Source organism: Pseudomonas fontis, from assembly GCF_028656955.1.
Taxonomy (GTDB): Bacteria; Pseudomonadota; Gammaproteobacteria; order Pseudomonadales; family Pseudomonadaceae; genus Aquipseudomonas; species Aquipseudomonas fontis.
This window is the reverse complement of record NZ_JAMDGY010000068.1, coordinates 1-11,573: the sequence shown is the minus strand read 5'-3', so window position 1 is coordinate 11,573 and position 11,573 is coordinate 1. Positions and strand designations below refer to the sequence as shown.

Sequence of the window (11,573 nt, the reverse complement as noted above, 5' to 3'; positions counted from 1 at the left end):
TTTAATTATCAAGGTCTGTTGCAGTTGCTTTAGCTCAAGTTGCATCTGCTGTACCTGCGACTCGTGTCGACGTTGTTCCTGCTCACGCTGTTCCTTGCGGGCCTGGCGATAGTGCTCCAAGGCGTCGCGTGCGTGCTGGTGCTTTTCTTCCAGCGAGCGAATTTGCCCGTCGCGATCCTGTAGGCGCTCCCCCATATCGCGATTCGCCTGCAATAGGCGCGCATTCTCGACCTCGGCCTGTTGGCGTTGCTGCTGCTCCTGCTGTAGCGCTTGCTGGACAGCCTGGAACTGTTCTGCGAGGCCGCTGCACTGACTTTCCAGCTGCTGGATTCGGCTTTCGGCCAGCCGAGCCTGGTTCTGGTAATCAAGCCGCTCGCGTGCCAGTTGTTCGCGCTCCAGGGCCACAGCCGCCTGCGCATCTTCCCCTAACTGATCTGCCAGTTGGCCGACCAGATTGGCCAGCTGTTCGCTGAGCGGGATCGAGGCTACATTCCGGCCGCACTCTACACTTTCGAGTTCTTTCAGGTAGCGGTGAATGGTGGTCTTCGAGCCGGTATTGCCAAGTTCGCCTCTTACCGCGTCGATGCTGGGATTCTCGCCCCGCGCCAGGATTGCCTGTCGCGCCTTCTGAACCAACGCCTTGTTGATGCCGCCACGGGCCATGGTTTGCTCCTTCAATTTCGTGGTGAATTACGTATTACGTATTTACATACTAAATTTGATTGACGTAAAGCACATTTCAGGTGGATAAATCAGATAAAATAATGGAGAGTTATTGAATAGGATAGGCAAAAACGGTCGCTTAGCGGTCGTTTTCCAGTACGTAAAGGGCAAGCGTGGCGATGAAGGATATTGGACACTATCTGCAAGCCGGTACGCGGGAAAACACACGCCGTAGCTATCAGTCGGCCATCGAACACTTCGAAGTGACGTGGGGCGGTTTTCTGCCCGCCACCGGCGATAACATCCTGCGCTACCTGGTGGACCACGCCGACACCCTAAGCAGCAGCACGCTCAAACAGCGCCTGGCCGCTCTGGCTCAGTGGCATATCACTCAGGGCTTTCCTGATCCGACCAAGACGCCCACGGTGCGCCAGGTGCTCAAAGGCATCCGTACATTGCATCCGGCGCAAACGAAGCAGGCTGCACCGTTGCAGCTGCAGCACCTGGAGCAGGCAATTCAATGGCTGAATCGGGAAGCCGAACGGGCTCAGAAGTCTGGCGATTTGGCAAGCCTGCTGCGCAGCCGGCGCGATGCTGCGTTGCTATTGGTCGGCTTCTGGCGAGGTTTTCGCAGCGACGAACTCTGTCGACTGAAGGTCGAGCATATCCAGGCCGAAGCCGGTGCGGGCATGAGCCTGTTCCTGCCGCAAAGTAAGGGGGACCGGGAAAACCTCGGCACGACTCATTACGTCCCAGCCTTGAAATGCCTCTGCCCGGTACAGGCTTATCTCGATTGGATCAGTGCTGCCGGCATTGTCCGTGGCGCAGCATTCTGTCGCCTGGATCGCTGGGGGCACCTGGGCAGAGACGCCTTGCATCCCGGCAGCCTGATCAGTCTGCTACGGCACATTTTGCAACGCGCCGACATTCCCTCCGAGCTGTATACCAGCCATTCGCTGCGTCGCGGCTTTGCCACTTGGGCTACGGCCAATGGTTGGGATCTCAAGGCACTGATGACCTATGTAGGCTGGAAGGACATCAAATCGGCGATGCGCTACATCGACCCTACCATATCCTTTGGCGGCCTGGCGGCTAAGCCTACCCTCGAGCTGAATGCCGGAGCTAATGCAGCTGCCAGCGTGTCACTAGCATCGGCGTGCCGTGGTTAGGCCAACCGGAATGGAATTGGCGAAAATGACTTGGAATGCGCCGGCCGACTAGCGATTTGGAGTCAACCTCACGGCATCAAGTGGAACCCTCCAAGAGATACAGCGCAAACGATTCCTATAAGCCTAACTCATCTGCTCGACTAATCCGTGCCACCGTTGCGGCCGCAATGCACATCCGCCGCCAGTTAAGCTTGCCAATCTAGGGATGGTTTAAACTGCAATCACTTAAAACCAAGACAGCAAAAAACTCAATCTTTCGCGCCCTTACCGCTGGGCCTCGGCGTTTAGCATCAGAGTATGAATCGATAGTTTTCGGCAAGAAACTGCCAGACGTCACATTCGTAATAGTCCCACATCAAAAGTGCAAATATTATATCTTGCACGCTTAAAACTTCACATCCAAAATAATACTATCCAAATACGCACCTGCTGGTGGCGTTAGTTGATCAGTGTAAATTCTGGCATTGTAGTTGAAAACCTGGCTGCCGACCCCTAAACCATTACCCGGGTTGATCTCTGCTTCGGAACTGGCCCGACGGCTAGAAGCTACACTACCCCAGCGTGTAGTTCCAGCGCCCTTAAAAATATCATATGCCAAGTAATTATTTTCAGAGATCATTTGTCGCCTCCCCGCAACTACGTGCCGACCATCATCAAGGCCAATGTTATAGGCGCTGCCTTTTGTGCAAACCAAATTAATCGACTGATTGACAGTGCTGAAAGCGCTCACGACTGGAGCACTTCCGAAGTTTATGTTTGGGGCAGTGATCAAGCAGTCGTTAGTCACTGTTAGACTAACCGTTAGCGAACTTGAGCCACTTCCGATATCACGCCCAAAGCATATTCCTGGCAGGCCAACATCTTTACAATAGTTCCAACTCCAAAAGACACTCAAAGTTTCTTGGTAGACCCCGGCCGCTACATTGCTTCCGATTATCGTCTTAATATAAATAGGTACTGTTTTGGCTGCCGTAGGGCTGGCTATCAAACCAAGAGCGTCGGCAATTGAGCTCCGCGCAAAGTCAAACGCCACTCCACGAGTAATTGGATAACTAGTACTGTCATCTGCGTACAGTGTATAGCCAATGATATCTCCAGATGGTCCAGTCAGACCAGAATTTGCCGAGGTAATAGTGGCATGGAGATGGTCATTACTAGCCAGTAAAGACGCCAAAGAGCCAGTACAACTCAAGCCCGCATTGGTCGTAGATGTTGACTGCAAGGTGGTTAGTAGAGTGTTCGAGCTGACCAAGCCAAAGCTTGAAGGCACCGCGCTGATCACAGAGCATAAAGCGTAGGAATGAACTGATAGAAAAAACGTCGAAAACCCCAATAGTTTACATAGCCACTCATCGCAGAGACGCACGTGCTAACTCCTTACTTTATTCATTGGCACATTAACGGGCCGATGATAGGGATCTGATCCGTTTTAATATCAATCGTGAACTGCACACTACAGTTCTTGCCATCGGCCAAGGTCACGCTCAGACGATTGTGTTCGACAAGGTTCTCCAAATAGACCAGCCCATCCCATCCTACTACTGCTGATGTCCCACTTTGCTCGTGGACTACACTGCTGCCCAGTGGTAACTCATGTTGTTTTACATCTATTAGTGCGACACTTGCAGCTATAATTCGACTAAGTGGAAATTTCAAAAGATAACCACTGCCACGGCGCACCGCAACTTTCTGCTCTACAATGGTGCTCTGTACGCTGACAGGCAAATTCAGTGGATCGATTTCGTACTTCCCGCGGTAGTAAGCGCTGCTCCAAGGTACGAGCAAATGCCCTTTACTGTCCGTCAGTCCAATCAATTGGTTTTCGTATCGCACCGGTATATCAGAGTAGCCATTGGTACTGACGACGACGAAAGCATCATTGATACGATTGGCCCCGAACACCTGATGATCCATCCACACCATTGAGCCAGTGGCATCTGCCCAGTGGGTCTGCACATCGCCACTGCCGTAGATCCCTGCCTGCAACTGGACAGATTGCAAGCGCCAGGTAAGGTCCGCCTGGCGATAGTCTGGGCCCTCGCCATGCGCATACCCTAAGTTGAAGCCGACACCACCTTCTGTCGGCACCGAGTGACTGTAGTTAATGCGCTGGCGATTCACGCCAGACTGGTTACGCTCAGCACCAAAACTCAAGCTCCCTCGCAAATCGAAGGGAATCACCAGCTGGGCTTGCAACGCCCATTCACCATCACCGATCTCACGATTGGCAGACAAGTAGAAACTAGTGTTACGCCACAGAGGTTTACTCCAGGTCAGGTTAAGTAGCCGTGTTCGTAAGTCATCAGCAGCTAGCACATCAAAGTAACCGGCACCAAGACTACCGTAGGTATCAAGGTTAAGGCTCAGAGTAAGCTGCTCACTGCGCTGGCTGAGACTTCTATAAGGACTGTCAACCACCGTTAAATCGGTATACTGCTCTCTTCGTTGTATGAGTTGATAGGACAAGCTGTAACGTTGGCTGCTGTACTGATAGCCAAGGCTGATTTGTTGTCCGCTATCGCCGCTGGACTGGCTTTGGCTCACCGCAGTATTGAGCACACCAAGGTTGCCGAGACGCAGATTCCCACCGACACCACCAAGAACTAACGAGTCTGAGGCCTCGGTATGACTTTCCAGTGTCAGGTTGTCATTCAGCCCATAGCGCAGGCTACCGGATACCAATCCCGGACCATAACCAAAATCGCGTATCGCGTAATCGCGGCGTTGGGAACCGACAGCCAACGAGAAATCTGTCAGACCTTTTTGTAGCAAATTGCTGGTGACGTAAAACGGCACTGTTGTCGATACTTGGCGGCCCAAAGCATCGGTAGTGACCACCACGGCTTCGCCTGCGCCATTAATGAATGGAATGTTTGTTAGAGTATAGGGGCCGGGCTGTAACTCGACACTATTGGACTTGTAACCGTTGATAAAAAGGTCTACTGAAGACGGCACAGCCGCCTCGCCAGCAAACTGTGGCAATGGGTAGGTGACAAGATCAGGGCGCACACCAAAGTCTCTAGAGAGCTGAAACCCTCCCAAGCGGACAGAGTTACTCCACGGTAACGATCCGCTAATGATATCGCCTGCCTCGTAAGTCAGTAGACGCTCATCGTTAGAGTAGCGCCAGGTTGTGTCATATCTTCTATAGCCATTATTCAGCGTGCTGCTTGCTTCACCTGATAGGGTGCGCCGATATTGTCCGCTACTGGATAGCGTTCCCCAATTATCGAACAGCCGTAACTCGCTCCCCATTGCGAGGTAGGTTCCACCTGCATCGGAGTCACTCAGATACAAGTCATAGTTAAATAGGGCTCCAAAGCTGCTCATGGCCGGCACGCGTGGGTAAACTTCACGATGACCGACTAACTGCTCAGGCAACCAGTCAGGCGGTACGTTCAACAATAGTCTTTGACCTTGAGCGTCGTACTCACTGCGCAAGCCTTGCAAACTGTCAAGAGCAATCTCACCAACAACCTGGCCGGGAAGTTTAATCCCAGCGGTACGTAAATCAGCAGCAGACAAGAATAGATGTCCAGCTTGTTGCCTTACAGCAATCACGCGCCGGGCACTAGAACTGTTAACAACCAACTCTAAATATAGCTGCGTATGATCAGAACTCACCATGCTGCGCGGTCGCGGCGGTAAACTATCAGAAATACAGCTTGTACAATAAAGAGTGGCGACAAACCAAATTGGACTCCGCCAAGCACGACCCCACACTGGTCTCATAACGCATTGCGCCTATCCATTGGCAAGTCACCCCACCCTCCATGGGTGAGATTTTAGTTAACGGTTTAATACCGAAATGAGACCTGCTTATTGACTGGCAGCAAGCTCCTGGATAATGGGCAAGCCGTTGATTCGCATCTGCAATACTTTTTCGATTGGGGTTTTATCCGGCACCGGCCATCTCATAGTAGAGCCAGGTAAAACATAGCCGAGCAACCCCTCTGCTATCGGATGTAGGGTATTCGCTTGCTTAAAACTGACATCGGTCAGACGTGCATGAACAGCACCTCTATTTTGGATTTCAATAAAAGTACGACCATTGATTACCATCTTGCGCCAAATCAAATCAGCAGCCCCAGCACCTTTTGGATCGCGACTACGAGTCAAATCCTCCTTGCTCCACAATCCTGAGCCGTAGACAAACAGAGGTACCGAATAACGCATTTGGAACCGAATTGCGGCATCTGTTTTGCCTTCAGAGTCGCCAGCAGCAGGTTCTGCCGAGGGTATTTCATCTATAATAACCCGATACGCCAGCTCTTGCCCCGGAGGAACATCGCGAGTACGAGTCAAACGTACCAACTGCTTGTGACCAGGCTCAATCTTCGCTACAGGTGGACTGCCAACTACGTCGCGCTGGTTCTGATATTGATCATCAAAACCGTTTTGGGCCCATGAAAAAACCCGGATTTGCAAATTGGCCGTCTCACTTCCACGATTCTCTAGCCACAACGCACTGGCCTGTTGATCGGCCTCTAGGACTGGATCAATAGGCCATATGAGCACAGAGCTGGCCGCGTATGCCTCGACAGAGGCTAGCAGTGCGACTAACGGCAGTAATAGATAGTATTTTATAATAGAACTCGAGAGAGGTTGCGCACACACAGATTGGCTCCTTATAAAGCACTATATACATTACCAAGAAAATTGGACCTGTAGAACATCTCTGTAGATGCCTTCAGGTAGATCACCCTGTAACTGAACTCTTCCATAAATCGGAAAGCTGATGTCACTCCCGCCTTGATGATCAATCATCACGGGCTGGTCTACCTCTATAACTTTACTTAAAGCCGAATCGTAAAATAACTGATAGGCCATTTTATTGCTGCCATTATTTAGCTGCATGTTGCGCCCGCCACTATTGTACTGACCACCATCAATCATTGCGCTCAGTGTCACTCCCAGCGTACATTGTAGGTGCACTTCATAGCTCAGCCGCACCAACACAGCTTCCATCGCCAAAGCAGAGTGACTACCAAAATCCAAGTCGCCGTAATTTTTAATTTCTTTAGTAATTAGGCATCCCGGCACGACCACTGCGCTAACTGGAAAGCTACTGTTTGTAGCTGCTGTCAAGCATGCGGGGAAACTCATGCAGCCAGACAGCACTAGACAAATTAGCAGGTCGCGCCAAGACATTAACTTAGAAGCTCAGCTCTACGGCTATTGTGTCACTATACTTTCCAGCAGGTAGACCTGCTTTACCTACAGCTCGACCATAGATTTTTACATCTTGCGGCTCGCCAGTACTTTCTCCGAGGGGGATATCACTACCAACTTTCAGTACCTGTGTATGGCCCGCATCCGCATATAAGTCGTAGGGCACAAAATTGCCACCATTATCCGCCAATGCACGACTACCGCCTTCAGATTTTCCATCATGGTCACCGCCCCCCAGCTTCACTGTAGGGTTAGCGCCTTTTGAGCAGCGAATCGAGAGCGCGCCTCCGCCTTGTCCCAGCACTTCAGCACTTGCATCTGTAAAACCGGTATTGGTTGTACCAAAGTCCAATTTCCCAAACTTTAATGCGTCATCATCTTTACCACCCCCGACAACTTGACAACTACCAGTGAGGGTGATGCTAGCGCTAATCTGACCTTTAAGCGTCGTAGCCGCATGAGCATTGGATACTAACGCGAAAGTAAGCAGTGAAAGACCTACGCGAGATGCTAGTGTGTTCATAATTTCCATCCTTAGGTTGGTTACTCGCACAGCGTGACCACGCGACATACCTTTTCGGTGTCTACACGCTGGTTTATTCGCAGCCAGTGAAACTCATAACCAAGGGTTGGTTGATGGGGGCCACTAGCAATAGCGAAACCGTTATATAAAACATAACCTTTAGTATATGCATGTAATGCTTTGCACTCCATGCAAGCAATGCTCGCCAATAAACAGAACAGCTAACCCGAAACACACCTCACCCACTCAATCTTTACAAAAATGTTGCGCTCAGGAAAATCACCAATTAACTTAAAATGAGGATTTTAATTCTTCATGGAAACTAATCATTGATAGAAAATCGCAAGAGTAATTTCAGCTTTATTTTTTGCCAAGCCATTGATAACTTTGAAATTCTCATAACTCGGTTCCTTTCGAGAATGACTACAAGAAATTAGGTTAGTCTCTAAAGGAAAATCTGCCACTCAGGGAGGGAGATTTTCTGTCCCTCAGAACGGTCTTGACCGTAGGATGTCTGCTCACTATTCCCAGTCGGGTGCCAGATTGATCAAAGGCGATATCCCAGCTTGGGCAGAACGCACCCACCCAGCGAGTGCCTCGATACCCTGTTGCAGCGATTCAGCCTCCGACCAGATGCAGGCATTCTCAGTTGGTATAGTCAGTGGAGCCCCCTCTACAAGGGTTAGGGCCATCGCGTGGAGCTTCAGCAACTCATCACGGACAGCCACAACTCCACCCAGCTCAGCCAGACAGGTATCTAGTCGGTCAACCAGCCGAAGAATCTCGGAGGTGTCAAAGCTATCTCGCAGCCTGTCCAGTGCTGCAGCATCCACTTCGCCGTAGGGCGTCACTCGAAACGAAGCCGGCGGGATGTGCATCAGTTCGCCTCCTCAACTTTGCTATTGGGCATCTGTTGCGCACGCATTGAGCCCGCAGCCTGCTGGAAAATGGAATCCTTGATCCAGGGCTCCGGTGGGCGCTTGAGTTTCAGGTTGAACTCCCCAAAGCGTTTGACGTTGCTGGTCAGGTAGGGGCTGAGAAACGATACATCTTCATCGGTGAACTGCCAGCCATCACGGGCGAGCTTCTGCAGGATGCGCATCATGTCGACGGTGTTCTGCAAGATCACCGAGGATGCGATCATATCGTTATAGCGCAAGCGCTTCTGTTGCTCATCTGGATCGTTCTCGGCAATGACATCGCCGCCGAAGGACAGCCACTTCGAGAAACCGTTGTAGGACTCGATCTTGTTGGTATTGGCGGTTACTTCTTGGCGCAATTCACGATTGCCAATCCATTTGAGTAGAAAAATGGTCCGGATCACACATCCCAGCTCCTGCGCTGCATGGTAGAGCTTGTTGCGCCGACTGTAAGAACCGAGTTTGCGCAGCAGCATTGGTGAGGATATTTTGCCTGCCTGAATCGACAGCGCCACCTGCATCAGATCCGGCCAATGGGTTTCTATCTGGCTCCAATTGACGGTATCAGTGAAGAGGCTGTTGATATGCTTGTACTTGGCCGAGCGGTCGGGCCGATACATGACCAGGTTTCGCCAGTTGCGGATGCGAGGCATTAAATTGATACCCAACAAATGGGTGAATGCAAACACCGTCGCAGACTGGCCTTGAGTGTCTGAATAAACCGTATCGACTTCAACACTATGATCCGCTTTCAGCAAGCCCTCGATGACATAGATAGCCTCCCAGATGCCCGGTGGGATGAAGTGTTGAAAGACAGCAATGTAGTTATTTGCCACATGCCGGTAGGCGACGGCGCCCATCTTGCGATAACGGAAGTGGTAGCCCGCGAGCAAGTTTTCATCGTAGAAATCGAATTGGGTTCCGTCCGCAGCAACAGCCTTGCCGTCCCCCCATAGTTTGGGCAGATCGAGCTGGAGATAGAGCTCGACCAACTCCCGGTTGGCCTTATCCAGCTTGTCGAGTGGCAGGTGCCGACGATTGGTGTAGGACAGCATGTGTGGAGTCACATTACCCGCCAGATGGCGAGCAGCCTGATTCGGTCCTAGGTTGCAACCCATGGCGAAGATCGTCATCAGGTAGCGCTCGGCCGGTTCCTTTAGCTTGGGATCGCTACCGGACATCGGTCCGAAATGGCGGGTGAATTGAATCCAGTGTTCGATGTTGGCCATGATGTCGAGCACATGCCTGGCGGGCATACGCTGAGTAATCGCCGTTTGTAGCGAGATCGCTGAAGGAGGGATGTCACGGGCGATTACGCGCCGTAGCACTGGTTCACCCACCTCATTAATCGACACGTCACCACGGCAGCTGGGAAATTTGTCATCCAGCTGCTGAGCGGTACTCTCAAGTTGCTCCTTCAAGCTGGCGACAAACTCTTTGGCGGTACTCGGCAGGCCAACCTTTTCGCAGTATTCTGGCAAACGCACCAGACACTCATCCCAACGCAGTAGCTGTTTGCGGTAATCCGCAAACGACTCCGAGCCCAGTACACAGATATCGCCAGAGCGAAGTTCGTTGGCTAGGTGGGAAAACACACAGACTTCAAGGAGGCGCCGGTTGGTTGGTGGTCCTTCGCTGGATGATCGCCGGACGACTTTCATCCAGCGGTCGGAGGCAAACGACAAGTCCACATGCTCGTCAACCCACTCCCTATGCAGGTTCTCGTTATCCTGTACCAACAACAGAGCCTCAATCAGCGAGCGGTCCTGGGTTGTTGGCTCCAGTTGCAGCAGATGACTCAAACGGAACAGCAATGAGCGATGAGACTTGAAGTGCTTCCAGAGTAGCGGGAAATAGTTATTGCCGCCCGTGGCCTGAACCTCGGCACATGCCTCGCGAAGCCGGTCAATATTCCCTTCAGGTGAGAGGTACTCTCGGATCAGGCTTCCAGCTTCCTGGTCGTCCGGCTCCTGCGCCAAAATTTCAAGTACTCCTCCTAAGGTTCCAACCAGCAGTTCCAGTTTCTTGCGTTGGCGAGTCTGAATCTGCTCCAACTCATCTTTGGCTCGTTTGTGGATAGTCGCGATTCGTTTGATGAACATTTCAGCAAGATGATCACGTGCTCGTACACGCATGAGGTAGATCAGAGCCAGCATCAAGGTGTAACGCTTTGGAAGCGAACAATCCTTAAGTTCAGAAACATCCGTTTTCTCCGCTTGATTAGCAAAAAACCAAATTTTGGTATCAACGATTCCCTCAAAGATGGCGTCGAGATCACCGAATCCCTCCAGCCAGCTTAAGTGATCGATCAGTATCTCCAAGTGTTTGCGAGAAGGTTTCTTGGGGACCTGCTTCAGGGCATTGAAGTCGCTTTGGCGACGACCGAAATCGGTGTTTAGAAGTTCTCTGAGACGGAAGATCACATCAATCGGCGCTCTATCGACGACTTGATTGAAGATCTTTTCCTGGAGAGCGACTTGAGCGTCTTCAGCAGCGTCATTGAGCGTCGAGTAGGCCGGGAGCTCGTAGCCTCGCTCAAGCAGTTCGCCAATCAGGACATTGATGACATCAACACGTTGATCAAGGATCACTGCTGCTTCGTGGGCAGCTTCCACCGTAATTTTCAGGGCATCGCTCCCATAAAACGGGGTGATCTGTAGATACTGGCGGATGGCTGTTTGATGACGGTACAAGGTTCGAGGATTCGCATAACGAGGAACTATGCGCGCCCCATAACTCAGGCAAGACCTGACATGATCTACGATTTCAGCTGGAATCTCCTCGAAAGTGGGGAAGTAATGTAGCTGTTGAAATACTTTAAGCTGAACGGCTAACCCAATGATAAGAGCAGGGCTTTTAGCCGTTCTAGAGAGCCATTCGAGTTCAGATTCTGAGGGCGAGTAGGTCTGATGAAGCTCTTTCGACGACAGATTCGCCGGCAATTTCGGATAAGCGGTCCGCTCCAGAGAGGCCATGGAATTCGTCCCTCAAGAAAAAGCAAAGCCTTCAGCATAGACGGCTAAACTCGGGATGAGGAAAGGTTGTACGAAATAATATTTAAATCCTTTAAATATCATAAGGTTATATGGCAGATGTCCTAATTTTCCTTTATCTCGGCATAACCCC

Annotated in this window: 9 protein-coding genes; 1 reads left to right on the top strand and 8 read right to left on the bottom strand. The window is 51.2% G+C overall.

Features of this window, described 5'->3' with window-relative positions; genetic code table 11:
- Nucleotides 1-663 (bottom strand): DNA-binding protein (locus M5G11_RS20025; protein WP_273913641.1); only part of this gene is annotated, 663 nt, incomplete at its 3' end.
- 179 nt (nucleotides 664-842) lie between these two features.
- Between M5G11_RS20025 and M5G11_RS20020 the strand changes: the two genes are divergently transcribed.
- A complete protein-coding gene (locus M5G11_RS20020) occupies nucleotides 843-1,832 on the top strand; it encodes a site-specific integrase (RefSeq protein ID WP_273895350.1) in 990 nt (329 codons plus the stop codon).
- A 385-nt stretch (nucleotides 1,833-2,217) separates the two neighbouring features.
- On the opposite strand, the gene M5G11_RS20015 is transcribed toward M5G11_RS20020, so the two are convergent.
- The 7 genes from M5G11_RS20015 to M5G11_RS19985 form a co-directional block, all read right to left on the bottom strand.
- Complete coding sequence (locus M5G11_RS20015) at nucleotides 2,218-3,165, bottom strand: Csu type fimbrial protein (protein ID WP_273913642.1); 948 nt, start codon at nucleotides 3,163-3,165, stop codon at nucleotides 2,218-2,220.
- Between the two features lie 53 nt (nucleotides 3,166-3,218).
- On the bottom strand, nucleotides 3,219-5,459 hold the full coding sequence (locus M5G11_RS20010) for a fimbria/pilus outer membrane usher protein (protein WP_420793411.1): 2,241 nt from the start codon (nucleotides 5,457-5,459) through the stop codon (nucleotides 3,219-3,221).
- A gap of 192 nt (nucleotides 5,460-5,651) precedes the next feature.
- Complete coding sequence (locus M5G11_RS20005; RefSeq protein WP_420793412.1) at nucleotides 5,652-6,449, bottom strand: fimbrial biogenesis chaperone; 798 nt, start codon at nucleotides 6,447-6,449, stop codon at nucleotides 5,652-5,654.
- Nucleotides 6,450-6,479: 30 nt separating this feature from the next.
- Nucleotides 6,480-6,938 (bottom strand): Csu type fimbrial protein, encoded by a 459-nt coding sequence (locus tag M5G11_RS20000; RefSeq protein WP_273913640.1) that lies wholly within the window; start codon nucleotides 6,936-6,938, stop codon nucleotides 6,480-6,482.
- 49 nt (nucleotides 6,939-6,987) lie between these two features.
- Nucleotides 6,988-7,527: a Csu type fimbrial protein gene (locus M5G11_RS19995; protein ID WP_273895347.1), complete on the bottom strand. Its 540-nt coding sequence runs from the start codon at nucleotides 7,525-7,527 to the stop codon at nucleotides 6,988-6,990.
- A 521-nt stretch (nucleotides 7,528-8,048) separates the two neighbouring features.
- Complete coding sequence (tnpC, locus tag M5G11_RS19990; protein WP_273895352.1) at nucleotides 8,049-8,408, bottom strand: Tn3 family transposase post-transcriptional regulator TnpC; 360 nt, start codon at nucleotides 8,406-8,408, stop codon at nucleotides 8,049-8,051.
- Nucleotides 8,405-11,422: a Tn3 family transposase gene (locus tag M5G11_RS19985; RefSeq protein WP_273913639.1), complete on the bottom strand. Its 3,018-nt coding sequence runs from the start codon at nucleotides 11,420-11,422 to the stop codon at nucleotides 8,405-8,407. The genes tnpC and M5G11_RS19985 overlap by 4 nt, the downstream gene beginning before the upstream one ends.
- Between the last annotated feature and the right edge of the window lie 151 nt (nucleotides 11,423-11,573).